18 protein-coding genes and 1 pseudogene are annotated in these 24,392 nt (G+C 64.8%); 7 read left to right on the top strand and 12 right to left on the bottom strand.

What is annotated here, in order from left to right:
• Nucleotides 1-162 precede the first annotated feature (162 nt).
• The 5 genes and pseudogenes from APH28_RS18320 to APH28_RS18300 all read left to right on the top strand — a co-directional run bounded on the left by APH28_RS18320 (nt 163) and on the right by APH28_RS18300 (nt 8,364).
• A complete protein-coding gene (locus APH28_RS18320; protein WP_060511792.1) occupies nt 163-1,011 on the top strand; it encodes a helix-turn-helix transcriptional regulator in 849 nt (282 codons plus the stop codon).
• Nucleotides 1,012-1,096: 85 nt separating this feature from the next.
• On the top strand, nt 1,097-2,491 hold the full coding sequence (locus APH28_RS18315) for an aspartate aminotransferase family protein (RefSeq protein WP_060511790.1): 1,395 nt from the start codon (nt 1,097-1,099) through the stop codon (nt 2,489-2,491).
• Nucleotides 2,492-2,676: 185 nt separating this feature from the next.
• Entirely contained in the window at nt 2,677-3,819 is a 1,143-nt protein-coding gene (locus tag APH28_RS18310; RefSeq protein ID WP_060511789.1) for a MexC family multidrug efflux RND transporter periplasmic adaptor subunit, read from the top strand.
• A 15-nt stretch (nt 3,820-3,834) separates the two neighbouring features.
• Nucleotides 3,835-6,974 (top strand): annotated as a pseudogene (locus APH28_RS18305) (multidrug efflux RND transporter permease subunit).
• Nucleotides 6,961-8,364 carry an efflux transporter outer membrane subunit gene (locus APH28_RS18300; protein WP_156340918.1) on the top strand — a complete coding sequence of 468 codons (1,404 nt, stop codon included), beginning with the start codon at nt 6,961-6,963 and terminating at the stop codon, nt 8,362-8,364. The pseudogene APH28_RS18305 and the gene APH28_RS18300 overlap by 14 nt, the downstream one beginning before the upstream one ends.
• Before the next feature lie 129 nt (nt 8,365-8,493).
• On the opposite strand, the gene APH28_RS18295 is transcribed toward APH28_RS18300, so the two are convergent.
• The 4 genes from APH28_RS18295 to APH28_RS18280 form a co-directional block, all read right to left on the bottom strand.
• A complete protein-coding gene (locus APH28_RS18295; protein WP_060511787.1) occupies nt 8,494-9,051 on the bottom strand; it encodes a TetR/AcrR family transcriptional regulator in 558 nt (185 codons plus the stop codon).
• Between the two features lie 187 nt (nt 9,052-9,238).
• Entirely contained in the window at nt 9,239-11,239 is a 2,001-nt protein-coding gene (locus tag APH28_RS18290) for a U32 family peptidase (protein ID WP_060511785.1), read from the bottom strand.
• Nucleotides 11,240-11,439: 200 nt separating this feature from the next.
• Nucleotides 11,440-13,542: a TonB-dependent receptor gene (locus APH28_RS18285; RefSeq protein WP_060511783.1), complete on the bottom strand. Its 2,103-nt coding sequence runs from the start codon at nt 13,540-13,542 to the stop codon at nt 11,440-11,442.
• 74 nt (nt 13,543-13,616) lie between these two features.
• Nucleotides 13,617-13,976, bottom strand: a complete 360-nt coding sequence (locus tag APH28_RS18280; RefSeq protein ID WP_060511781.1) for a RidA family protein — start codon at nt 13,974-13,976, stop codon at nt 13,617-13,619.
• Between the two features lie 139 nt (nt 13,977-14,115).
• On the opposite strand from APH28_RS18280, the gene APH28_RS18275 reads away from it, so the two are divergent.
• Nucleotides 14,116-14,811 carry a tRNA (adenine(22)-N(1))-methyltransferase TrmK gene (locus APH28_RS18275; protein WP_060511779.1) on the top strand — a complete coding sequence of 232 codons (696 nt, stop codon included), beginning with the start codon at nt 14,116-14,118 and terminating at the stop codon, nt 14,809-14,811.
• Nucleotide 14,812: 1 nt separating this feature from the next.
• On the opposite strand, the gene APH28_RS18270 is transcribed toward APH28_RS18275, so the two are convergent.
• A complete protein-coding gene (locus APH28_RS18270; protein ID WP_060511777.1) occupies nt 14,813-15,073 on the bottom strand; it encodes a DUF2790 domain-containing protein in 261 nt (86 codons plus the stop codon).
• A 124-nt stretch (nt 15,074-15,197) separates the two neighbouring features.
• Here APH28_RS18270 and APH28_RS18265 point away from each other — a divergent pair, with 124 nt between their 5' ends.
• Complete coding sequence (locus tag APH28_RS18265; protein ID WP_060511775.1) at nt 15,198-16,130, top strand: LysR family transcriptional regulator; 933 nt, start codon at nt 15,198-15,200, stop codon at nt 16,128-16,130.
• Nucleotide 16,131: 1 nt separating this feature from the next.
• On the opposite strand, the gene APH28_RS18260 is transcribed toward APH28_RS18265, so the two are convergent.
• The 7 genes from APH28_RS18260 to APH28_RS18230 all read right to left on the bottom strand — a co-directional run bounded on the left by APH28_RS18260 (nt 16,132) and on the right by APH28_RS18230 (nt 24,294).
• Nucleotides 16,132-16,683, bottom strand: coding sequence for a YbhB/YbcL family Raf kinase inhibitor-like protein (locus APH28_RS18260; protein WP_060511773.1), 552 nt, complete (start codon nt 16,681-16,683; stop codon nt 16,132-16,134).
• 48 nt (nt 16,684-16,731) lie between these two features.
• Complete coding sequence (locus APH28_RS18255) at nt 16,732-17,037, bottom strand: hypothetical protein (RefSeq protein WP_060511771.1); 306 nt, start codon at nt 17,035-17,037, stop codon at nt 16,732-16,734.
• A gap of 111 nt (nt 17,038-17,148) precedes the next feature.
• Nucleotides 17,149-18,447 (bottom strand): MFS transporter, encoded by a 1,299-nt coding sequence (locus tag APH28_RS18250; protein WP_060511769.1) that lies wholly within the window; start codon nt 18,445-18,447, stop codon nt 17,149-17,151.
• A 409-nt stretch (nt 18,448-18,856) separates the two neighbouring features.
• Nucleotides 18,857-19,489: a hypothetical protein gene (locus APH28_RS18245; RefSeq protein ID WP_060511767.1), complete on the bottom strand. Its 633-nt coding sequence runs from the start codon at nt 19,487-19,489 to the stop codon at nt 18,857-18,859.
• Nucleotides 19,490-19,603: 114 nt separating this feature from the next.
• Nucleotides 19,604-20,746 (bottom strand): HlyD family secretion protein, encoded by a 1,143-nt coding sequence (locus APH28_RS18240; protein ID WP_060511765.1) that lies wholly within the window; start codon nt 20,744-20,746, stop codon nt 19,604-19,606.
• Entirely contained in the window at nt 20,743-22,392 is a 1,650-nt protein-coding gene (locus tag APH28_RS18235) for an MFS transporter (protein ID WP_060511763.1), read from the bottom strand. Before APH28_RS18235 ends, APH28_RS18240 begins: the two co-directional genes overlap by 4 nt.
• 147 nt (nt 22,393-22,539) lie before the next feature.
• A complete protein-coding gene (locus APH28_RS18230) occupies nt 22,540-24,294 on the bottom strand; it encodes an L-lactate permease (RefSeq protein WP_060511760.1) in 1,755 nt (584 codons plus the stop codon).
• Nucleotides 24,295-24,392 lie beyond the last annotated feature (98 nt).

The following is a 24,392-nucleotide window of genomic DNA, read 5'->3' as shown; positions in this document are numbered from 1 at the left end:
GCTTAGAAGCAAAAGCAGAGCAAAAGCAAATGCAGAAGCAGCAGGTAAGGTCAGCACGAGGTGTAGCTGCGGACGGATGCATCACCCCGAAGGGTGATGGCCTGCCCCCCATACCCCATGCCAGAATCCCCACCACAACAACCCCGGCATGGGACCACGACAATGAGCAAAGACCGGCTGAAATCGCCCGACTGGTACGCGCAAATGGCCCGTGTCGTCGACGCCCAGGGCTCGCCGGGCTTCGTCGAGGCGCTGTTCGCTGCACTTAAGCTGATTGCCCCGTGCCAGGCCATCACCGTGTTCCTCTACCCGCGCAAAGGCCTGCCCTCGGCGCTGTTCGAAAAGGACGAAGAAGGCCCCTGGCTGCCGGAAGGCAACATCCAGAAGTACCTCGAAGGTTACTACCTGCTGTGCCCGTTCTACCGCGCGTGCATGGACGGCATCGCCCCCGGTTGCTACCGCCTCAGCGACGTCGCCCCCGACCACTTCAAGCGCAGCGAGTACTACCTGGCGTTCTACCAGCACGCCCACCTGGAAGACGAACTCAACTTCATCGTGCCGCTCGACGAGCACCTGACCATTGCCGTGGCCCTGGCCAGCACCTGCCGCCTGGACCGTCAGCAGGTCAATGACCTCAAGTGCGTGGCACCGTGGGTCGTCGCCACAGTACGCCGGCAATGGAGCCACCTTGATGTCGACGCCCTCGGTGGGCGTTTCGAGAGCGCCCTGGGCCGGCAGATCAACGCCGCGCTCAACAACTTCGGCTCGTCCCTGCTCACCGAACGCGAGTGTCGCATCGCCCAGTACCTGCTGCGCGGCCACTCGACCCGGTCCCTGGCCGAGCGCCTGGGCATCAGCGAAGACACGGTCAAGACCCACCGCAAGAACCTCTACACCAAGCTCGATATCGCCAAGCAGTCCGAGCTGTTCTCGCTGTTCATCGACTCGCTCGCCCAGGCCCAGGAAGGCCTGAGCAAGGACCCGCTGGAAAGCTACCTGCGAAGGCGCTGATCGCGCCGTTTCACCTCACCCGATTTTTACTGTCAGCGGTCTGGCAGGGCCAACTGCACGCCGCGTTTTACCCTGGAGAACAACAATGAACGCACCGTTCCAAGCCAAGCTGCAAGCCCAGCGCGATACCCGTGACTACCAGGCCGGCGACGCCGCCCACCACATTCATGCCTTCCTCGACCAGAAGGCACTGAACGCCGAAGGCCCGCGGGTGATGGTCGGCGGCGAGCGCCTGCACCTGTGGGACAGCGACGGCAAGCGCTACCTGGACGGCATGTCAGGCCTGTGGTGCACCCAGCTCGGCTACGGCCGCAAGGACCTGACCGCCGCCGCCGCCGCGCAGATGGACCAGTTGGCCTACTACAACATGTTCTTCCACACCACCCACCCGGCGGTGATCGAACTGTCCGAGCTGCTGTTCAGCCTGCTGCCGGGCCACTACAGCCACGCGATCTACACCAACTCCGGCTCCGAAGCCAACGAAGTGCTGGTCCGCACCGTGCGCCGCTACTGGCAGGTGGTCGGCCAGCCGAGCAAGAAGATCATGATCGGCCGCTGGAACGGTTACCACGGCTCGACCCTGGCAGCCACTGCGCTGGGCGGCATGAAATTCATGCACGAGATGGGCGGCATGATCCCGGATGTGGCGCACATCGACGAGCCATACTGGTATGCCGAAGGCGGCGAGCTGACCCCGGCCGAGTTCGGCCGCCGCTGCGCCCTGCAGCTGGAAGAAAAAATCCTCGAACTGGGCGCCGAGAACGTCGCCGGCTTCGTCGCCGAGCCGTTCCAGGGCGCCGGCGGCATGATCTTCCCGCCAGAAAGCTACTGGCCGGAGATCCAGCGCATCTGCCGCCAGTACGATGTGCTGCTGTGTGCCGACGAAGTGATCGGTGGCTTTGGCCGCACCGGCGAGTGGTTCGCTCACGAATACTTCGGCTTCGAGCCGGACACCCTGTCGATTGCCAAAGGCCTGACCTCGGGTTATGTGCCCATGGGGGGCCTGGTGCTGAGCAAGCGCATTGCCGAGGCACTGGTCGAGCGTGGCGGCGTGTTTGCCCACGGCCTGACCTATTCCGGGCACCCGGTGGCGGCGGCGGTGGCCATTGCCAACCTCAAGGCGCTGCGCGATGAAGGCATCGTGCGCCAGGTCAAGGAAGACACCGGGCCGTACCTGCAGCGCATCCTGCGAGAGGTGTTCGCCAATCACCCGCTGATTGGCCAGGTGCAAGGTGCCGGCCTGGTGGCGGCGCTGCAGTTCGCCGAAGACAAGGGCAGCCGCAAGCGCTATGCCAACGAGAATGACTTGGCCTGGCAGTGCCGCACCTATGGTTTCGAGGAAGGGGTGATCATTCGATCGACCCTGGGGCGGATGATCATGGCGCCGGCGCTGGTGGCCAACCACAGCGAGCTGGATGAGCTGGTGGAGAAGACCCGGATTGCGGTTGATCGTACAGCTCGAAGCCTGGGTATTCTGTAAAAGCGGGGCCGCTCTGCGGCCCATCACCGGCAAGCGCGGCTCCCGCAGGTACTGTGCAAGGCAATGTACTTGTGGGTTAGCCGATGCTTCACAAATATTCACAAAGTTTCAAATGAGACAAAATTGACTCACTAAGTCCTCGGAAATATCATTCGGGCCGTTTTTATCTAAAGCTCGGGTGAATCATGAGCCACATGCGTGCATTAGGCATGGCCAGCTATCTGGCCGCTGCCGTCGCTTTAGCCGGCTGCGGCGAGCAGCAAGCGCCACCGTCCGCTGGCAATACCTCCGTTCCCGTCCAGACCGTCACGGTCGCCGCCGAACCCTTGGCCTTGGCCTCGACCTTGCCTGGCCGGGTGGAGCCCATGCGCGTGGCGGAAGTTCGCGCCCGGGTGGCTGGCATCGTCCTGCACAAACGCTTCGAAGAGGGCGCCGACGTCAAGGCCGGTGATGTGCTGTTCCAGATCGACCCAGCGCCGTTCAAAGCGGCGCTGTCGCGTGCCGAAGCCGAACTGGCGCGGGCCCGCTCGGTGATGCTCGAGGCCCAGGCCCGGGTGCGCCGCTACCAGCCACTGGTGAAGATCGAAGCGGTCAGCCAGCAAGACTTCGACACTGCCAGCGCCGACCTGCGCAGCGGCCAGGCGGCCGTGCGTTCGGCCCAGGCCGATGTCGAGACGGCGCAGCTGTACCTTGGATACGCCACGGTCAAGGCACCAATCTCCGGCCGCATTGGCCGTGCGCTGATCACCGAAGGCGCCTTGGTCGGGCAGGGCGACGCCACGCTGATGGCGCGTATCCAGCAACTCGACCCGATCTACGTCGACTTTACCCAGCCCGCTGCCGACGCCCTGCGTCTGCGCCAGGCGCTCAAGAACGGCGCATTGGCTGCAGGTGAAAATCCGGCCTTGACCGCCCGCGTGGAAGGTACCGACTACCAGCGGCAGGGCACGCTGATGTTCACCGACGTCGCGGTTGACCGGGGTACCGGCCAGGTGACCCTGCGTGGGCGCTTCGACAACGCCGACGGCATCCTGCTGCCCGGCATGTATGTGCGCGTGCTGACCCCTCAGGGCATCGATAACCGGGCGATCCTCGTCCCGCAACGCGCCATCCAGCGCGGCAACGATGGTGAGGCACGGGTGCTTTTGGTCGGCAAGGGTGGCATCGCCGAGGCTCGCAATGTACGTACCGGTGCCATGCAGGGTGCCCGCTGGCAGGTCATCGAAGGGCTGCAACCGGGCGACCAGGTGATCGTCGGCAGCCCGGCGGGCCTGGCTGCCGGCATGCCGGTAACGCTGTCATCGGCACAACAGGCCGCAGCGCGGTAAGGCGAGGGTAGCGAGATGTCCAAGTTCTTCATCACACGGCCGAACTTTGCCTGGGTCATGGCGCTGTTCATTTCCTTGGGCGGGTTACTGGTGATTCCGCTGTTGCCGGTCGCCCAGTACCCCAACGTGGCACCGCCGCAGATCACCATCACCGCCACTTACCCGGGCGCGTCGGCCAAGGTGCTGGTGGAGTCGGTGACCAGCATCATCGAAGAGTCGCTCAACGGCGCCAAGAACCTGCTGTACTTCGAGTCCACCAACAACTCCAACGGCATGGCCGAAGTGGTGGTCACCTTCGAGCCGGGCACCGACCCGGAACTGGCCCAGGTGGACGTGCAGAACCGCCTGAAAAAGGCCGAGGCACGTATGCCCCAGGCAGTCACGACCCAAGGCATCCAGGTCGAGCAGACCAGTGCGGGCTTCCTGCTGATCTACGCCCTGAACTACAAGGATGGCGCGGGCAAGGCCGATATCACCGCACTGGGCGACTATGCGGCGCGCAACATCAACAACGAACTGGCCGGGTGCCCGGGGTCGGCAAGCTGCAGTACTTCTCTTCGGAAGCGGCCATGCGCGTGTGGGTCGACCCACAGAAGCTGGTCGGCTATGGCCTGTCGATCGACGACGTGAGCAACGCCATCCGCGGGCAGAACGTGCAGGTGCCGGCTGGCAGCTTCGGCAGTGCGCCGGGTAGCAGCGATCAGGAACTGACCGCCACCCTGGCGGTGCAGGGCACCCTGGACAACCCCCAGGCGTTCGGCCAGGTTGTGTTGCGTGCCAGCCCTGACGGTTCGCTGGTGCGCCTGGCCGATGTCGCGCGTCTGGAGGTCGGCCTGGAAAGCTACAACTTCTCCTCGCGCCTGGACGGTAAGCCGGCGGTGGCCGGCGCGGTGCAGCTGGCGCCCGGTGCCAACGCATTGAAAACCGCCGAGCTGGTCAAGGAGCGCCTGGCCGAACTGAGCGAATTCTTCCCCGAAGGCGTCGAGTATTCGGTGCCTTACGACACCTCGCGCTTTGTCGACGTGGCCATCGAGAAGGTCATCCATACCCTGATCGAGGCCATGGTCCTGGTGTTCCTGGTGATGTTCCTGTTCCTGCAGAACATTCGCTACACCCTGATCCCGTCGATTGTGGTGCCGGTTTGCCTGCTCGGCACGCTGATGGTGATGAAGCTGCTGGGCTTCTCGGTGAACATGATGACCATGTTCGGCATGGTTTTGGCCATCGGCATCCTGGTTGACGACGCTATCGTGGTGGTGGAGAACGTCGAGCGAATCATGGCCGAGGAGGGGTTGTCGCCAGTCCAGGCGACGGCCAAGGCCATGGGCCAGGTGTCAGGGGCGATCATTGGCATCACCTTGGTCCTCGCGGCGGTGTTCCTGCCGCTGGCGTTCATGGCGGGCTCGGTGGGGGTGATCTACCAGCAGTTCTCGCTGTCGCTGGCGGTGTCGATCCTGTTCTCCGGCTTCCTGGCGCTGACCTTCACCCCAGCCCTGTGCGCCACACTGCTCAAGCCGGTGGCCCATGGGCACCACGAAAAACGCGGCTTCTTCGGCGCTTTCAACCGCGGTTTCGTCCGCCTGACCGAGCGCTACTCGGGCATGAACAACGCCCTGGTGAAGCGCGCCGGCCGCTACATGCTGGTGTACGCCGGCATCCTGGCGATGCTCGGCTACTTCTACCTGCGCCTGCCTGAATCGTTCGTGCCGGTGGAAGACCAGGGCTATGCCATCGTCGACGTGCAACTGCCGCCCGGTGCCAGCCGCGTGCGCACCGATGCCACCGGCCAGGCGCTGGAGCAGTTCCTGATGTCGCGCGAGGCGCTGGCCTCGGCGTTCGTGGTCAGCGGCTTCAGCTTCTCCGGCATGGGCGAGAACGCCGCGCTGGCGTTCCCCACCTACAAGGACTGGTCAGTGCGCGGTAAGGACCAGTCGGTAGACGCCGAAACCGTCGCCATCAACGCCCGGTTCGCCGGCTACAGCGATGGCGCGATCATGGCGGTGAACCCGCCGCCCATTGATGGCCTGGGTAACTCCGGCGGCTTTGCCTTGCGCCTGCTCGACCGTGGCGGCCTGGGCCGCGAAGCCCTGCTGGCGGCACGTGACCAGTTGCTTGGCCAGGCCAACGGCAACCCGGTGATCCTCTACGCGATGATGGAAGGCCTGGCCGAGGCACCGCAGCTGCGGGTCGCCATCGACCGCGAGAAGGCCCGTGCCCTGGGCGTTAGCTTCGAAACCATCAACAGTACCTTGGCCACCGCCTTCGGTTCGGCGGTAATCAACGACTTCACCAATGCCGGCCGCCAGCAGCGCGTGGTGGTACAGGCCGAGCAGGGTGAGCGGATGACCCCGGAAAGCGTGCTGCGCCTGTACGCACCGAACACCGATGGCCAGCAGGTGCCGTTCAGCAGCTTCGTCAGCACCCGTTGGGAAGAAGGGCCGGTGCAGATTGTGCGCTACAACGGCTACCCGTCTATCCGTATTTCCGGTGATGCCGCGCCGGGCTACAGCACCGGCCAGGCAATGGTCGAAATGGAGCGACTGGTCAGCGAGCTGCCAGCGGGTATCGATTATGCCTGGACCGGCTTGTCGTACCAGGAAAAGGTCTCCAGCGGCCAGGCCACCAGCCTGTTCGCCCTGGCCATCCTAGTGGTGTTCCTGCTGCTGGTTGCACTGTACGAAAGCTGGGCGATCCCGCTGACGGTCATGCTGATCGTGCCCATTGGTGCCTTGGGTGCGGTGCTTGCGGTGATGGTCACCGGCCTGCCCAACGATGTGTACTTCAAGGTCGGCCTGATCACCATCATCGGCCTCGCAGCCAAGAACGCGATCCTCATCGTCGAATTCGCCAAGGAGCTGTGGGAGAAGGGCTACAGCCTGCGCGACGCCGCCATCGAGGCCGCACGCCTGCGCTTCCGGCCGATCGTGATGACGTCCATGGCGTTCATCCTCGGCGTGGTGCCGCTGGCCATCGCCAATGGCGCCGGCGCCGCCAGCCAGCGGGCCATTGGTACCGGGGTGATCGGCGGCATGCTCAGCGCCACCTTGCTGGGCGTGGTGTTTGTGCCGATCTGTTTTGTCTGGGTGCTGTCGCTGCTCAAGCGCAAGCCGGCGCCACACGCTCAAGCTGCCGAGGTGACTGATGGCCATGCGTAATCTTGTGCTGCCATTCGCCTTGGCCTTGCTGGCCAGCGGCTGCTCCCTGGCGCCGACCTATGAACGTCCCGAGGCCCCTGTGGCCAGTCAGTGGCATGACGCTGTCAGCCACACAGGGCAGCAGGTGGATCAACTGGCCTGGCAGGCGTTCATCCTCGACCCGGCGTTGCGCCAGCTGGTGGCTACGGCGCTGGACAACAACCGTTCTCTGCGCCAGACCTTGCTCGATATCGAGCAGGCCCGGGCGCAGTACCGGATTCAACGGGCTGACCGGGTGCCCGGCGTCAACGCCACTGCTTCGGATAACCGCCAGCGACTGCCGGCCAGCCTGTCCAATGATGGACTCGGTGGAGTGAGCAGTACGTATCAAGTGGGCGTGTCGCTGCCGGAATACGAAGTGGACCTGTTCGGCCGGGTAAAAAGCCTTAGCGATGCCGCGCTGGAGCAATACCTGGCCACTGAGGAGGCTGGCCGCGCCGCACGCATCGCCCTGATCGCCGAGGTCAGCCAGGCCTACCTGGGCCTGGACGGCGCTGAGCGGCGCCTGGCGCTGACCCGGCAGACCCTGGCCAGCCGCGAGGACTCGCTGGCCCTGATCGGCCAACGCCGTGCAGCAGGCGCCGCCACCGCGCTGGACCATCAGGAGGCGCTTGGCCTGGTCGAACAGGCCCGTGCCGAGCTTGAAAGCAACCTGCGTCAACAGCGTCAGGCCTACAACACCCTGGTGCTACTGGCGGGCCGTGCGGATGCGGGCAATAGCATTCCGGCCGCTCGCCCGACGGCGCCGAGCGTATTGCAGGACATCGCCCCGGGCGCGCCGTCGGCATTGCTGGCGCGGCGGCCGGATATCCTCTCCGCCGAACATCGACTGCGTGCGCGCAATGCCGACATCGGCGCAGCACGGGCCGCGTTCTTCCCGCGTATCAGCCTGACGGGCAGCCTCGGCACCTCAAGTGCGCAGATGTCCGGGCTGTTCGACGGTGGTTCGCGTAGCTGGAGCTTCGTGCCACAGCTGTCCTTGCCGCTGTTCGATGCCGGGCGCAACCAGGCGGGGCTGAGCCTGGCTGAAGCGCGCAAGGATTCGGCGGTGGCGGCGTATGAGGGGGCGATCCAGTCGGCATTCCGCGAGGTGGCCGATGCCTTGGCGGCGACCGACACGTTGCGGCGTGAAGAAGTTGCCCGCCAGGCCTTGGTCGACACCAGCCGGGCGACCTTGGCCTTGGCCAAGGCGCGTTATGAAGGGGGGATCGACAGCCACCTGCGCTATCTGGATGCGCAACGCAGTGACTTCGTGAACGAGGCGGCTTACATCGAGGCAAGTACCCAGCGCCAGCTGGCGTTGGTCGACCTGTTCCGCGCCCTGGGCGGCGGGTGGCCGACACGCGGCTGAGCACAGGCTCCTTTGGTTGGATGATCCAACCGCTTTGGCCCTTGGGACTTGTTCTCAAGGGCCTTTTTTTATGTCAGGGCTGCTGGCCCCTTCGCGGCCAACGTTGCTGCCACTGGGACTTCACGGATTTCAAACCGTGGCCAAGGCGCCGTGCAGGAACAGCTGTTCCAGCGTCAATGCCGAGTTGGCACTGGCCGCACGTCCGCGCCGCTCTGCATCGACCATGCCGTAGATCTGGGTAATGAACATTTCGGTAAACACTGCCGCACTGATATCGATGCGCAGCACGCCCAGCTGCTGGGCGCGCAGGAAGAACGCGTCCATGGCCCGTGTGTAGGCCAACCAGCGGCGGTCCTCACTGTCGCCCAGCAAGGTGTCGGGGCGGTATTGGAACATCAGGAACACCAGCATCTCGCGATGCTTGAGGTGTTCGGCGATCAGGTGGCGCACGGCGGTTAGCGGTTCGGCGGTGTCCAGCGCCGCATTGGCGATGACCTGGATAAGCACCGCTTCGCCATGGTCCTCGAGCATCTTCAGCAGATTGTCGCGGGTGCCGCAGAAACGGTGCAGGGTGGCCTTGCTGACGCCAGCGGTTTCGGCCAGTTCCTTCAGGGTCGCGCGTGGGTGAACCACAATGGCGTGGGCCAGGGCCTTGAGCAGGCGTTCGTCGTGGGGCGTGGTTTGCATCGAAGGGCCTCGCATGGGTGGCATGCTTGGCATTGTGCAGAAAACAGGAGGGGGATCAAGCCTTGATGTCTCGTCTGAGACAGTTTTGTTTCTGTGCCGGCCTCTTCGCGGCTTGAGCCGCTCCTACAGGGGTTGCGCCGGCCTGCAGGAACGGCGTTAGCCGCGAATCGACCTTAATGGCTATTGATCAATGCGGCCCACGCGGGATGGTCTTGAGCAGGTCTTCCGGGCTGATGTGCCCAACCACCTGAGCCACTGCGCTGCCCGGCGTCGGCAGGTCGATGATATGACCCTTCATCTTGCCGATCACATGCATCTCGCACGGCTTGCAATCGAACTTCAAGGTCAGCACTTCATCACCCTGGATCAGCTGCATCGGCGCCACTTTGGTGCGCACGCCGGTCACGCCCTTGGCCTGCTTGGGGCACAGGTTGAACGAAAAGCGCAGGCAGTGCTTGGTGATCATCACCGGCACTTCGCCGTGTTCCTCGTGGGCTTCGTACGCGGCGTCGATCAGCTGCACGCCATGGCGGTGGTAGAAGTCGCGTGCCTTCTGGTTGTAGACGTTGGCCAGGAACGACAGGTGCGACTCCGGGTACACCGGCGGCGGCGTGGTCTCGGCCTTGCGCGAACCGCGCGGGTGAGCCTTGACGCGGGCTTCGGTCAGCGCCTCGATGGCTTCACGGCGCAGGGCCTTGAGCTGCGAGTTGGGGATGAAGTACGCCTGCGGTGCATCCAGCTCGATGCTGTTGGCGTGGTACATCGTGGTACCCAGTTGGCCGAGCAGGTCGTGCAACTGGTCCAGTGCCTGCTGTGGCTTGTTGGCAGCGCCGAACGGGCCGTCCAGGGCCACCTGCACACTGACGCCTTCCTCGCTGCTGAGGGTCAGCATCAGGCGCTGCTCGCGCAGCACCGCGTGCCATTCCACGCCGACCCGGCGCTCGGACGAGGTGCGCAGCAGGGCCTGCTGCCAGTTGTGGTCGAGGTTGCGCGATAGCGGGTGGTTCGGCCGCAGCTTGTGCAGGCCTTCCGGCATCTCGTTGGGCTCGACGCGGTAGCGGTAGCGCTTCTGGCCATCTTCCTCGAACTCGCCACGGGGCTCGGCGATGTTGGCGCGGAAGCCCACCACCTCACGCTTGACCAGCACGTTGAGGCCGTCGCCGTTGGTCAGCGGTACTTCGGTGACGACCTGCATGTCGCGCTTGCCGACTTTCTCCACCACGCCGACCGCAAGGCCGGTGAAGGTCGGGGAATCGAAGGCGCCGATGTCGACCTTGCGGTCGGTGACGAAGTAGTCGGTGCTGCCGCGGTGGAAGGTCTTGTCCGGGTCGGGCAGGAAGAAGTGCTCGGTACGGCCGCTGGAGGCGCGGGCCAGTTCCGGGCGGCCTTCGAGGATGGCGTCGAGTTCCTTGCGGTAGTGGGCGGTGATGTTCTTCACATAGCCCATGTCCTTGTAGCGGCCCTCGATCTTGAACGAGCGCACGCCAGCATCGACCAGATCGGCCAGGTTGGCGGTCTGGTTGTTGTCCTTCATCGACAGCAGGTGCTTCTCGAACGCAACCACGCGGCCCTGGTCGTCTTTCAGGGTGTATGGCAGGCGGCAGGCCTGGGAGCAGTCACCACGGTTGGCGCTGCGCCCGGTCTGGGCGTGGGAGATGTTGCACTGGCCGGAGAAGGCCACGCACAGCGCACCGTGGATGAAGAACTCGATGGCCGCGTCGGTTTCGCTGGCGATGGCGCGGATCTGCTGCAGGTTCAGCTCGCGGGCCAGTACCAGCTGGGAGAAACCGGCCTGGTCGAGGAACTTGGCCCGCTCCAGGGTCCGGATGTCGGTCTGGGTGCTGGCGTGCAGCTCGATCGGCGGGATATCCAGCTCCATCACCCCCAGGTCCTGCACGATCAGCGCGTCGACGCCGGCGTCATAGAGCTGGTGAATCAGCTTGCGTGCCGGCTCCAGCTCGTTGTCGTGGAGGATGGTGTTGATGGTGGTGAACACGCGTGCATGGTAGCGACGTGCGAACTCGACCAGTTCGGCGATATCGCTGACTTCGTTGCAAGCGTTGTGGCGCGCGCCGAAGCTCGGGCCGCCGATGTAGATGGCATCAGCGCCATGCAGGATCGCCTCGCGGGCGATGGCCACGTCACGGGCAGGGCTGAGCAGTTCCAGGTGGTTCTTTGGAAGGGACATGTCGTTATAGGTTCGGGCTGTCACGGTTTAGGGCGGCATTGTAGCGGTGAAATGGGCTGGTGACACCTTTGAGTGCCGAGAGGTGCGAGGCCAGTACCGGCCCTTTCGCGGGCAAGCCCGCTCCCACAGGGTTTCCTCGGGCCTTGGGCTTGTGTGGGAGCGGGCAAGCCCGCGAAGGGCTGCAAGGCAGCCCCAAAGGCTCAGAACTGGTATTCCAGCCCGGCACCGGCATACCACGACCGGCCCGGCGCCGCTTCGTAATACCGGCCATTGCCATCACCGACGATCACCGACCCCACATACTGCCGGTCCAGCAAGTTGTCCAGGCGCACCAGCTGATGGAACGTCCACGGCCCGAAATGCTGCTGGAACTGCGTGCGCCAGTTGAACACGGCATAACCCGGGGCAGCATGCTGGTCGTTGGTGTCCTCGACATACACCTTGCTGCGGTACTGCCCCTCCAGGCCCATGCTGATGCCATCGCGCGGTTTCCATACCAGCTCGCCGAACAGGCTGCTGCGCGGCACGCCGGGCAGCTGGTTGCCTTTGTCGATGGTCGTGGTGCCCTGGGTAAAGGCCTCATCATAGGTGGCGTCGAGCAGGGTATAGGCCAGGTTGGCCTGCCACTGCGCGCTCAGCTCGCGCTGCACGCTCAGCTCGAAGCCGCGGCGCAGGGTCTTGCCGGCGTTGCGGTAGCTGGTGCGGCCATCGGTCGAAGCGGCAACCACGATCTCATCTTTGGTGCGGATCTCGAAGATCGCCGCGTTGATCCGCGTACGTTCATCCGGGCGCATCTTCAGACCCAGTTCGTACTGGGTGCTGGTGGCCGGTTCCAGGCCGAAGTTGAAGCCTTCCAGGGCACCAGGGGCGTAAGCCATTTCAGCCTGGGTCGGGGTTTCGAAGGCCTTGCCGGCGCTGATGTAACCGTGCAGGTCGGGGGTGAAGGCGTACATGACCGACAGGGTCGGGGTCGTGCGCTGGTACTTCTTCGAACCGCTGGCATCGCCATTGGCCAGGAAGTGGTCGTCGACCTCCATCTCGATGCTGCTGTGGCGCAAGCCGGCATCGACGGTCCAGCGGTCCAGTTCCCAGTGGGCCTGCACATACGGGTCGAGGCTGGTGGCGGTGTCTTTTTCATCACGGCGCAGGTCGCCTTTCACACCCAGGGTGTCGCCGCTGAAGTTCTGGAAACCACGGCGGTCGTCGCGGCTGCGGTCGTAGTCGGCACCGAAGGTCAGGGTCAGGTTGCCGGGGGCGGCGCTGACCGGCTGGATCCAGCGCAGGGTACCGCCATGGAATTCGCGGTCGAAGTCGACCACACCACCGCCACGGTTGTTCGCGGGCGTGCCCTTGGGAATCGACAGGTACTGGATGACGCTGCGCTTGCCGCCATACAGGTTGAACTGCAGGGTCGCCTCGCCGAAGTAGCGCTCATAGTTCATGCCCACCTGCTGGTGGTGGATGCTCTTGCGCGTGTCGTATTCCTCGGCGCGCGACGACACCGAGCGCGGGTCGTGCTTGTAGGCATCCCAGGTCTGGCCCAGCGGGTCTTCGGTGCCGTTCTGCTCCAGGGTGCTGAAGATCAGCGCCAGGCGGCTGTCTTCATCCGGCTTGATGTGCACCTTGGCAAAGGTCTGGTCGCGGCGGGCGGCGCTGTGGTCGCGGTAGCCGTCGGTGTCCATGCGTGAGGCATCGACCAGGAAGCCGGCCTGATCACTGCCGCCTTCGCTGTAGACGTGGTTCTTGTTGAAGCCATCGCTGCCAAACGTGGTTTCGGCACCCACCTTGGGCGGCCCCGATCCGTCACGGGAGAACATCTGGATCACACCTCCGGCATTGCTGCCGTAGATGGCCGATGCTGGGCCGCGCAGCACTTCGATGCGGTCAGCCACGTCCAGGTTCAACGAGGCCGCCTGGCCTTGGCCATCCGGGGTGCTGGCCGGGATACCGTCACTGAGCAGCTTGATGCCGCGGATGCCGAACGCCGAGCGGGCGCCATAGCCACGCGAGGAAATCTGCAGGTCCTGGGCGTAGTTCTGGCGGTTCTGTACCACCAGGCCGGGCACGCGGTTGAGCGCTTCGGACAGGTTGACGCCCAGCTGGCCATCGGCGATCTGCTGGCGGTCGACGGTGTCGATGGAGTAGGGCAGGTCGAAGCTCGGGTTGGGCGCGTAGGTGCCGGTGACCACCACCGGTTCCAGCAGGTTGAAGGGGGTGGCGGGTTCGGCCTGGGCCAGCGGGTACAAGCCCAGGCCGGGCAGCAAGGCGATCAGCGCCTTGCGGCGAAAAGGGGGGAGTTGCATGCAGCGTCCTGCTTTGAAGGTTGGATAACGGGGGCTGCAAAGCAGCCCCTGGCCCAACCAAAGATCGACTCGGGTTAGCGTTTGGCGGCCATGGCGGTCACTTCGACGCGCATTTGCGGGAAGGCTAGCGCAGCCACGCCAACCGCAGCTCGCACCGGCCACGGCTTGCTGAAGAAGCGCTGGTACACCGCGTTGAAGGCAGCGCGGTCAGTCATGTCGGTCAGGTAGATGGTCAGGTGCATGACCCGGTCCATGCCGCTGCCGGCCTTTTCCAGGGCGTCCTTGAGTGCCTGCAGGGTGCTCTCGCTCTGGCCGGTGATGTCGGCATCGAGGTCGGCCGGGATCTGCGTAGTCACGAGGATACCGTTGTACTCGGCGACATCGGAGGAAATGGACTCGGCGTCGGAATCCGGTGTGTAGATAAGATCTGCCATGAGCGTTTGCCTTGCAACGGAAGGAAAGCGGCAAGCCTACGCGAGCCGGCCGCAAGGGTCGAGCCGATGGGCGCTTATGCATTGAAATACCGCGCCCCGACGGTCAGAATCGCCGCCGATTGTTAGCAAGGGGTTGGAGTTGAACGAACAGACACTATCGATGCGCCTGGAACGTGTGGCGGCGCATGTGCCCCAGGGCGCGCGCCTGGCCGATATCGGCTCGGACCACGGTTACCTGCCGGTGGCACTGGCGCTGCGTGGGGTGATCGAAGCCGGGGTGGCCGGCGAAGTGGCACAGACGCCTTACGCGTCAGCCCAGCGCAACGTGCGCCGTAACGGCCTGACGGAAACCGTCACCGTGCGCCTGGCCGACGGCCTGGAGGCCATCGAAGCTGGCGACCGCATCACGGCCATCAGCCTGTGCGGCATGGGTGGCAAGACCATGTGCGAAATTCTCGAGCGTGGCAAGGCGCGCCTGAACGGCACCGAGCGCCTGATCCTGCAGCCCAATGGCGATGAGCGCGAATTGCGCGGTTGGCTGATGGAAAACGGCTACCGGATCGTCAACGAAGAGCTGCTGCGCGAAAACCGTTTCGACTACGAGATCATTGTCGCCGAACCCGACGAGGCGGTGGCCTACAGCGCCGAAGAGCTGTATTTCGGCCCGGTGCTGATGCGTGAGAAAAGCCTGGCGTTCGTGACCAAGTGGCAGCGCATGCTGCGGCAGAAGCAGCAAAGCCTGGCCAACTTCGAGCGTGCCCGCGATGCCATCCCGCAGGAAAAACGGCGTGACTTCGCCCGGCAGATTGGTTGGATCAATGAGGTGCTGGGTTGACTCACTGCTGCGAGCAATTACCCATTTCGCGGTAGTCGATTTCGCGCTTCTGGCCTTGGTGGTCGACATACACCATGTGCGCGGTACCGACCTGGCAGTCGGCGGCGTTGCTGGCCGGGGTGATCGAGATGACCTTGGCCACATCCAGCGGCATGCCGTACTCATATTGGCTGGCGGCTGGCTGGCTGGCCGGTGCATCGGCGAAGGCGCCGAACGAGGCAAGGGCGGCAGACAGGGCGATAAAAGCGATCGAACGTTTCATGGCAGGCTCCTTTTTCAATGTTTTACCAATGATGTATTCATTGGTGATCCTCAATAAATGGGCTAAGTCGTGATAGATTCCTGCCTGGAACGTACGAATAAGACCGATCAAGGAGCCAGCCCCCATGGACATGCTGCACGCCATGCGCACTTTTGCCCGGGTAGTGGAGTGCGGCAGTTTTGCTGCAGCCGCCAATGCCCTCGACATTTCCGCCGCGCAGGTGTCGCGGATCGTCGCTGAGCTTGAGAACCAGCTGCAGACCCGCCTGCTGCACCGCACCACCCGGCGCTTGCGCATGAGCGAAGCGGGCGAGCGCTTTCTTGAGCGGGCGCGGCAGATCATGGCCCTGACCGACGAGGCCATGGACGAAGCCCGCGGCGCTCACCTCACCCCGCGTGGCCGCTTGCGCCTGCATTGCCCGCATGGCCTGGGCATGTTGCTGATGCCGCTGGTGGCCGGCTACAACGCCCTGTGCCCGGAAGTGGCGATCGAGCTGACGCTGTCCCAGCGCAACCCCGACCCGTTGGCCGAGGGGCACGACGTGGTGATCACCGTGGACCAGGCCTTGCCCGATTCGCAACTGATTGCCGTGCCGCTGGGCACCATCTTCAGCATCCCCTGCGCGGCACCCGGCTACCTTGAAAGCCATGGTGTGCCCGAGCGGCCGGAAGACCTGCACGAGCACCGTTGCCTGCGCATGGCCTACCCGATGCATGAAGGTGACTGGGTATTCCCACAGGGGGTTGACCACTGCGTGATCGCCCCGCGCGACAGCTTCCTGACCAATGTCGCCGACGCCATGCTGGTGGCCAGCGAACTGGGCATGGGCATTGGCCTGCTGCCGTTCTACACCGCCAGCCAGGCCATCGAGCAGGGGCGGCTGCGGCGGTTGCTGGCGCCGTACCGGCTACGTGAGAGTGCGCTCTATGCGATCTACCCGTCGCGGCATTATCTGGATGCCAAGGTGCGGACTTGGATCGACTACCTCAAGGAGCAGCTGCCAGGCTTGTTTGCCCGCCATGAACGGATTGTCGACGACGCGCAGTTCTGGCGCTGAGTCAGTGGCCGTAACGGCCGACCAGGCTCTGCGCCCCAAGTGCATGGTCTTTGAGCAATTCCATCAGGCCGTTGCGATCCAGCTCTTCCGGCAGGGTACCCAGCGGCAGATCGGTGGCAATCAAGGTCAGCGCATAGTGGTGCGGCTTGTCCCCGGCCGGCGGGCAAGGGCCGCGATAGGTCATTGCACCGTGCGAATTGCGCCCGACGATCAGCGCCTGACTGGTCTGCCAGCCAGCGCCTTCCTCCAGCGCGCCGAGCGCCGGGTCGATGTCGTAAGCAATCCAGTGCACCACACCCAAGCCCTTGGCACCGTCCGGGTCGAACATCACCAGGGCCAACGACTGCGTGCCATAAGGCAGGTTCTTCCAGCTCAACTGCGGCGTGCGCCCCTCGCCGGCACCGCAGGCCGGGTCGGGCCCGACCTGCTGCAGGCCGATGACACCGCCATCGGTGAACGACGACGAGCTGATTGACAGCGCGGCGGAATCACCGCCGGCAGCCAGGGCAGTGCAGGGCAGCAAAGCGGCGAGCAGCCAGGGGTTGAGGTTCATGGCGATTCCTCGGCAGGGCTATGCGCCGCAGTGTAGCCCAGCGGCCCGTCAGTGGCTGTCCTGGTCTTCTGCGGTGCCACCGCTGTGCCCGGCGCCCGAGCCTGTGGCCTCACCGGTGCTGTTGGACCCACCAGCGGCGCCATCGGCCGCGTCCGAGTTGCTGCCGGTATCGCTGCTGTCATTGTCCTGGCCGCTGCCCGGGCTGTTGATGCTGCTGCCGTCACCGGCGGTCTTGCCACCTTGCTGGTCGGTTTGCGGTTTGCTGTCGGTGTGGGTAGTGTCGCTGGCGGCGAAGCTGGTAGTGGAGGCGATACCCAAGGCGAGGGCGAGCAACAGCGAGTGAATGCGGGTCATGGCAAGTCTCCTGGGAGGATGATCTGTCATTCGTTTGGCTGGCGGAGGGTGCCGGGGTGCCCCATGGGCGACGAGCGGTCGAAAGAAGGGCCGCTACAGCGGCCCTTTGATTTACTTGGCGTCTGGCTGCGCTGTCGGCGCAGCAGCCTCCGTTGGCTCCAGCGGCGGATGCTCCTGTGCTGCATGCATCAGGTCCTCGGTCACCCGCAGCTCCGCGCCGGTCGGCGAGAAAGTGGTCGACGCGGTGAACGGCGCCGGGTGCTCCGCTGCCGGGCGCTTGCCACGGCGCCAAAGGAAGAAGCACACCATGCCCAGGTTGACCACGGCAAAGGCCCAGAACAGCCCTACCTCGCCAAATTCGGTCATCGCTGGCGATATCGCCAGTGGCGCCATGGCCGAGCCCAGCGAATTGATCAGCAACAGGCCCTGGATCATCGGCACCAGCGCATCGGACGGCGCCCGGTCGGCAGCATGGCTGACCGCCACCGGGTACAGCGCGAACACGCCGCCACCGAGCAGGAACAGCATTGCCGGCAGCAGGGACGAGTCCGAGGGCAGGAACACCGTGATCAGCGACAGCACCATGCACAGCGCGGCCAGGGCGATCAGCACATCCTGGCGGTCCTTGCGGTCGGACCAGCGCCCCACCGGGTATTGCAGCAGCATGGCGCCGAGGATCACCCAGGCCATCATGTTGCCGACTTCACCCACATCCAGGCCGATGCGCTGCAGGTACAGCGGCAGCAGGGCGTAGATACCGGCAATGACCACACCGGAGCCGAAGCAGCCAACCAGCCCCGACGGCGCCACACCCAGCAGTTGCCGTGGCTTGAGCGGCTCGACCTGGTCCAGCAGCGGCGACACCCGCGGCAGGATCACGATCGGCAGTACCGACAGCGCGGCGAGCATGCCGGCCAGCATGAACGGGGCGCTGTCGCCCAGCTGGGTGATCACGCCGAGGCCGGCCTGAGCGATCACGCCTGCGCCGTAGAAGGCGATCATGTACAGCGCCAGCAGGCGCCCGCGGATTTTTGCGTCACCGGCCAGCAGCAGCCAGCTTTCGATCACCAGGAACACGCCGACCGCGGCCCAGCCATTGATCAGGCGCAGCACCGACCACCAGGTGGTGTCGTAGAACAGCCCCTGCAGCAGGATGGTCGCGGCGATCAGCGAGGCGAAGCTGGTGTAGGCGCGGATATGGCCGATGCGCAGGATCAGCCGGTCGTTGAAGATGGCGCCGAGGGTCAGGCCGATGAAGTAGGTCGACGAGACGATACCGATGGTCGTTGCCGATTCGCCGGCAGCGTCCAGGCGCAGGGTGGTAAGGGAAGACATGAAGCCGTTGCCCAGAGCAATGATGAACAGCCCGAGCAGGGGCGCCAGCGCCATGGCCAGCAAACGCGGAGACATACGTACCTCAAGTTGGAGTGGCGGTCAGAAAACGCCTCTTCGAACGCGCACGCCAAACGGACCCATCAAGGGCCGAGAAAGCTGCACGGGTGTGCCTGGGCTGGATGCGACCTGGGCAAGACTCAACCGCTGGCCCCTGGAAGAGCAGGGCCTGGCGGGTTCGGTTGAGCCTATTTCACATGGGCGTCATGTGTTCAGGCCTGGACTCTGTCGTTGCTGCCGGTTGCCACCGTTCAAGGCGACGGGCGAAAAGGAAGCGCGATTCTACGGGTTGTGATCGATTTGCCCAAGAGGCTAAGGCCTGCGACGAGACGACGCAGGGCGGGGTGCGACAGCTTTGTGCCCGGACCCGACATTGCCGGGGCTGCTACGCGGCCCATTCGCGCGAATGGGCCGATGCAGCAAAGCACTATTTGTCGAACAGCCGCTCATGCACCCAACCGTTGTGGGTCAGCACCATCACTCGCTTTTCCCGCGCCGGGGTGTCATGGGTTGCCACCGCCTTGCCCAGGTCACCGATATTGGCCCTGACCTCATCGTTCGCCGCCCAGTCCGGCAACCCGGTGACCTTGTAGGCATAAGTCACATCGGAAATCGTCCGGCCCATCATCTGCCCCGGCTCGCTGAACTGCTCGATGGCGGTCACTTCGGCCTTGCCGAAGCACAGCCCGCCGCGGGTCTGGCCATTGAGCATCTTCTGGGCATCGACCTTGTAGTACTTGCGCCCCGCATCCGTCAGGTCGTAGGCGTAGTAGATGTCGGTACGGGCTGGCTGCCACAGGCGCTCCGGCACTTCGACGCGGGCGATTTCCTTCTCGCTGACGATGCCGACTCGGGCCAGGGCATGCAGGGCCTTGTTGGTGCCCGTGACGTCGAAGTCCTGGGTCTTGGTGGGGAAGTCGGTGACCACGAAGCAATGGGGATACTGCGTGTCGAGGTAAGCCTGGGCCGCCTTCTGGAAATTGGCCTCGTTGGCGTCTTTTGTGTCCGAGCAGCCGGCCAGGGCGGCCAGCAGCGCCAGCGGTACGAGCTTCCTGTGCATGATGAAACGTCCTTGGGTGGCGATGTTAAACCGGTGGGTCGGCATTAAAACCCACGGGTTAGAGCGGCGCAATCGTGGCAGTACGGCATCTGGACAGGGTTCACAAAGCGCCCGTCAATGGTGCCCTTGCGGTTCCCGGGTATCGATGCTCACCACCACCGACATCCCCGGGCGCAAGCGCACGGCATCGGGCTGATCGGGGTCGACGGTGATCCGAACCGGAATGCGCTGGGCGATCTTGACGAAGTTGCCCGTGGCATTGTCGGCCTGCAGCAAGGCGAACTCCGAGCCGGTAGCGGGCGAGATCTGCTGCACATGGCCGTAGAGCTTGAGGTGGTTCAGGGCATCGACGGTGAAAGTCACGGGCTGGCCGATGCGCACGTCAGCCATCTGGGTTTCCTTCATGTTGGCGATCACCCACAGGGTATCGGGCACCAGTGCCATCAGCTGAGCACCGGAGTTGACGTAGGCGCCCAGGCGCGTGCCGATCTGCCCCAGCTGGCCGTCCCGCGGGGCGGTGACGCGGGTGTTGTCGAGGTCGATGCGGGCCAGTTCGACGGCAGCCTTGGCGTTTTCCACCGAAGCCTCCAGCGAGGCGCGGTTGACGATCACCGTTTCGCGGTCCTGGCGGGCGATCTCCAGCGCGGCCTTGGCCTGGGCCAGGCTGGCGACGGTCGCGGCCTCGTTGGCACGGGCCAGGTCCAGCGAGCTGCGCGACACCGAACCATCGCTGACCAGCGCCTGGTTGCGGCTGAGGTCGGCCTTGGCCTTGGTCGCCTGGGCCGAGGCATCGCCGATCGCCGCCTGGCGCTGGGCGATGGTGGCTTCGGCGCTGTTGCGCTGCTGCAGGTTGTTGGCCAGCGCCGCCTGCTGCTGTTGCAGCTGGGCGATGGCCTGGGCCAGGCGCTGCTTGTAGATGCGATCGTCCAGCTGCACCAGCAGGTCGCCGGCCTTGACGAACTGGAAGTCATGCACCGGCACATCGACGATGTAGCCGCTCAGCTGTGGGCCGATGATCGTCACCTGGCCGCGGACCAAGGCGTTCTCGGTGCTTTCGATGGCGCTGCTGAATGGCGGCAGGTTCCAGGCGTAAAGCACCAGCAGGATGCCGGCCAGGGCCACGCAGGCGAAGCTGATCGAAGACAGGATGCGCACCCGCCGCGTGCGCACCGGGCTGGTCGGTTCGCTGGGCGGTGTGCTGCCTTCCGGGGTTTCGGCGATGGCGGTGGTGGTTGTGGTGCGGGTTTCTTCGGTCATCGGCTGGCAGTACCGCTGGTGGAGTCGGATGAAGCAGCCTGGCGGGCGACATACCACAGCCAGGAGCCGCGAATGGTAATCCAGATCATGGTCAGCACGGCGATGCTGCCGATCAGCACGAACACATCGTTGTAGGCCATCACGTTGGCCTCGCGGGTGGCGGCGCTGGCCAGCACCCGCAGGCCGGCTTCGCTGCGCAGTGCCGGGTCGGCGAGGATCCCGGCATAGGCACCGCCACCACTTTGCACGCGGGCGTTGACCAGCGGTTCAAGGTAGCTGAGGCGGTCCATCAGGTGGCTGGAATGAAATTTCTCACGCCAGGTCTGGAAGGTGCCCAGCAGTGCCGCGCCGATCAGCCCGCCGAGGTTGTTGCAGATGCCGAACAGCACCGAGAAGCTCACCAGGTTGCGCGGGTTGGCCCGCACGTGGCTGATGCCCAGGGCCATCGACGGGCCGAGAAAGAAGGTGCTGCCGAAGGCCAGCAGGAACTGGCTGAGGTACATCTGTGCCGGGCGCGTGAGGTTGCTCGAACTGCTGTCCATGAACGCCCCGGTGGCCATCGCCAGCAGCGAGATGAACAGCGGGATCACCAGGTGCTTGGGGTCAATGGTCATTGCGCTGGTGGCCAGGCCCGCCACGGCACCAAGCAGCATGATCCAGTACAGCGAGCGCATCTGTTCGCTGCCCATGTTCAGCACCTGCAGAAAGCCCACCGCGCCGGTGGACTGCTCGGAAGTGACCATGCGGATCAGGATGACGCACAGGCCCAGGCGGATGATCGCGCCACTGCCCAGCCAGCGCGTCATCAGCAGCGGATTCTGGCGGTTGTGTTCGATGGCCAGCCCCGCCAATATCAAACCGATGGACGCGGCCAGGGCCACGCCGATCCATGGCGCTTCCAGCCACCAGTCGATGCGCCCCAGCGACAGCGCGGCGCAGAGCAGGGCGACGCCGCTGGCCATGAGGGTAAAGGTGAGAAAGTCCAGCGGCTCGAAGGTCTTGAAGCGGTCGCCGGGCGGCAGCTTCAGCAGTAGCACGCAGCCCAGAGCGGCCAGCGCCAGGCCCAGTTCGAACAGGTACAGGCCACGCCATTCGGCGATCTGCAGCAGGTCCTCGGAGAAGATCCGCGCCAGCGGCAGGGCCAGCTGCGAGGCCCCCAGGCCCAGCACCATGGCCTTGAGCCGCCAGCGCTCAGGGAAGGCCTGGATCATGTAGTACAGGCCCAGCGAGCTGAGCGCCGCGCCGACCATGCCGTGGGCCGCGCGCACGGCGATGGCCGAGTGGAGGTCGTTGACCAGCAGGTGGGCGAAGGTGACCAGGGCATACAGCACCAGGAACACTTCGGTGAAGGCGCGCAGGCCGAACTGCTGGCGGAATTTGACCAGCAGCAGGTTCATCGACACGTTGGTCATCACATAGGCCGCCGGCAGCCAGGCCATTTCGGCGCTGGTCGCGCCCAGCGCGCCTTGCAGGAAGATCAGGTTGGCGGTGACCAGCGCGTTACCCAGGCCGCCAGTGATCGCCACCAGCAGGCCGACCACGCCGAACGCCAGGCGCTTGGCCGGGGAGTGCAGGGGTGTGGAAGGGGAACCGGGGAGGCTGGGCTTCTCGTGCGGGAGCCACTGGCGCGGGGTGTATTTGTCCATGGAGCTGACTGTAACACTGCCTCACGCGTTTTTTGTAGGAGCGGCCTTGTGTCGCGAAAGGGCCGCAAAGCGGCCCCTGAGGGTTTCAGCATCGAAGCGGAGATTGTTGGGGCTGCTGCGCAGCCCTTTCGCGACACAAGGCCGCTCCTACAAGCCCACCACCATGGCGGTGAACGGCGCTACATACGCCTGCAAGGTCACCAGGCAACCCACCAGCACCGCCAGCACGATGGAGTGGAAGAACACATAACGCAGGATCTCACCCTCATGCCCATACCAGCGCGTCGCGGTAGAGGCCACGACGATCGACTGCGCATCGACCATCTTGCCCATCACCCCGCCCGAGCTGTTGGCTGCTGCCATCAGCACCGGGCTCAGCCCCAGCTGCTCCGCCGTCACCCGCTGCAACCCGCCGAACAGCACGTTGGAGGCCGTGTCCGAGCCGGTCAGCGCCACACCCAGCCAGCCGAGCAGGGTGCCGAACATCGGGTAGAAGATGCCCGTGGCGGCAAACGCCAGGCCCATGGTCGCGTCCAGCCCCGAGTAGCGCGTGAGGAAGCCCAGCGCCAGCATGGCGACGATGGTAATCAGCGAGTAGCGCACCACCCACAGCGTGCGCAGGTATTGCCGCCCCAGTTCCAGTGGCGAATAACCCATCAATAACCCGCCGAGGATCGCCGCGAGGAAGATGCCGCTGCCGGTGGCGGTAAACCAGGTGAACTTGTACTGAGCATCTTCTTTCTTCGGCGAGGGCACCACGGGCGGCACTTTCTCGATCTGCTGGTGGATCGAGTCGAAGGTGAACACCGGGGCAAACACCGGGTTGCCTTCACGCAGCGGCTTGCCTTGCGGGTCGAGCATCGCCGCGCCACTGGCCGGGTCGAGCGACGGGCGGGTGTCGAACAGGTTTTTGAAGCTCGCCGTGCCCCAGGCGAACACGAACACGGTCAGGATGATCCACGGCAACCAGGCCTTGAACACGCTGCGCTGGTCGCTCTGGGTAAAGGTGGTCGCGGCGCCGGCCTTGCCGTCGTCCTCGACCTTGGAGTCATCCACCCGACCGGTGAGGGCCGCCGAAGTGTGCACGGAAGCCGGCTTCCACACCCGCAGGAAGGCGGTCAGGCAGGCCATGGAGATCAGCGCGGCGATCACGTCCACGAGCATCGGCCCATGGAAGTTCGACACCAGGAACTGCGGCACCGCGAACGTGACCCCGGCCACCAGGATCGCCGGCCACACCTCGAGCATCTTGCGCCAGCCGGCAAAGGCCCAGATCAGCCAGAACGGCACGATCACCGAGAAGAACGGCAGTTGCCGACCGACCATGGCCGACAGCTCCATCTCATCCAGCCCCGTGACCTTGGCCAGGGTGATGATCGGCGTGCCCAGTGCGCCGAACGCCACTGGCGCGGTGTTGGCGATCAGCGCCAGCCCGGAAGCCGCCAGCGGCGAGAAGCCCAGGCCAATCAGGATTGCCCCGGTCACCGCCACCGGCGTACCGAAGCCCGCCGCGCCCTCGAAGAAGGCGCCGAAGCAGAAGGCGATCAGCAGCAGCTGCAGGCGGCGGTCGTCGGTGATGCGCGCCAGCGAGTCCTGCAATACCTTGAACGAGCCGTTCTCGGTGGTCAGCCGGTGCATGAAGATGATGTTCAGCACGATCCAGCCGATTGGCAGCAGCCCGTTGGCCGCGCCGTACAACGCCGCGGAGCCGGCCATGTTGGCCGGCATGCCGAAGGCGAAGATCGAGATCAGCAGCGCCGAGCCCAGGGCGAGCAGGGCGGCGATATGCGCTTTGATATGAAAGAAGGCCAGCGCCGCCAGCATCACCACCACCGGCACGGCGGCCATCAGTGTAGAGAGTACGGGGCTTGCGAACGGATCGTAGATTTGCTGCCAGACCATTTGCCACCTCGATTGTTGTTATGTGAGGTATCGCGATTTTTGGGCAGACGGCATGCAGGGATGCCAAGGGGAGTATAGGAAGGAATTTTTCTCCTGTG

This window comes from Pseudomonas sp. NBRC 111124 (assembly GCF_001320245.1).
Taxonomy (GTDB): domain Bacteria; phylum Pseudomonadota; class Gammaproteobacteria; order Pseudomonadales; family Pseudomonadaceae; genus Aquipseudomonas.
Note: the sequence above shows the minus strand (reverse complement) of the source record. Positions and strands in the feature narration are given on the sequence as shown.

Excerpts from the sequence above, each read along its gene's own strand:
- APH28_RS18280 (WP_060511781.1), bottom strand. The coding sequence starts at position 13,976 with ATGGCAGATCTTATCTACACACCGGATTCCGACGCCGAGTCCATTTCC.
- APH28_RS18240 (WP_060511765.1), bottom strand. The coding sequence starts at position 20,746 with ATGACCGAAGAAACCCGCACCACAACCACCACCGCCATCGCCGAAACC.
- APH28_RS18300 (WP_156340918.1), top strand. The coding sequence starts at position 6,961 with ATGGCCATGCGTAATCTTGTGCTGCCATTCGCCTTGGCCTTGCTGGCC.
- APH28_RS18235 (WP_060511763.1), bottom strand. The coding sequence starts at position 22,392 with ATGGACAAATACACCCCGCGCCAGTGGCTCCCGCACGAGAAGCCCAGC.
- APH28_RS18290 (WP_060511785.1), bottom strand. The coding sequence starts at position 11,239 with ATGTCCCTTCCAAAGAACCACCTGGAACTGCTCAGCCCTGCCCGTGAC.
- APH28_RS18285 (WP_060511783.1), bottom strand. The coding sequence starts at position 13,542 with ATGCAACTCCCCCCTTTTCGCCGCAAGGCGCTGATCGCCTTGCTGCCC.
- APH28_RS18315 (WP_060511790.1), top strand. The coding sequence starts at position 1,097 with ATGAACGCACCGTTCCAAGCCAAGCTGCAAGCCCAGCGCGATACCCGT.
- APH28_RS18270 (WP_060511777.1), bottom strand. The coding sequence starts at position 15,073 with ATGAAACGTTCGATCGCTTTTATCGCCCTGTCTGCCGCCCTTGCCTCG.
- APH28_RS18310 (WP_060511789.1), top strand. The coding sequence starts at position 2,677 with ATGAGCCACATGCGTGCATTAGGCATGGCCAGCTATCTGGCCGCTGCC.
- APH28_RS18260 (WP_060511773.1), bottom strand. The coding sequence starts at position 16,683 with ATGAACCTCAACCCCTGGCTGCTCGCCGCTTTGCTGCCCTGCACTGCC.
- APH28_RS18295 (WP_060511787.1), bottom strand. The coding sequence starts at position 9,051 with ATGCAAACCACGCCCCACGACGAACGCCTGCTCAAGGCCCTGGCCCAC.
- APH28_RS18265 (WP_060511775.1), top strand. The coding sequence starts at position 15,198 with ATGGACATGCTGCACGCCATGCGCACTTTTGCCCGGGTAGTGGAGTGC.
- APH28_RS18250 (WP_060511769.1), bottom strand. The coding sequence starts at position 18,447 with ATGTCTCCGCGTTTGCTGGCCATGGCGCTGGCGCCCCTGCTCGGGCTG.
- APH28_RS18255 (WP_060511771.1), bottom strand. The coding sequence starts at position 17,037 with ATGACCCGCATTCACTCGCTGTTGCTCGCCCTCGCCTTGGGTATCGCC.
- APH28_RS18245 (WP_060511767.1), bottom strand. The coding sequence starts at position 19,489 with ATGCACAGGAAGCTCGTACCGCTGGCGCTGCTGGCCGCCCTGGCCGGC.
- APH28_RS18320 (WP_060511792.1), top strand. The coding sequence starts at position 163 with ATGAGCAAAGACCGGCTGAAATCGCCCGACTGGTACGCGCAAATGGCC.
- APH28_RS18230 (WP_060511760.1), bottom strand. The coding sequence starts at position 24,294 with ATGGTCTGGCAGCAAATCTACGATCCGTTCGCAAGCCCCGTACTCTCT.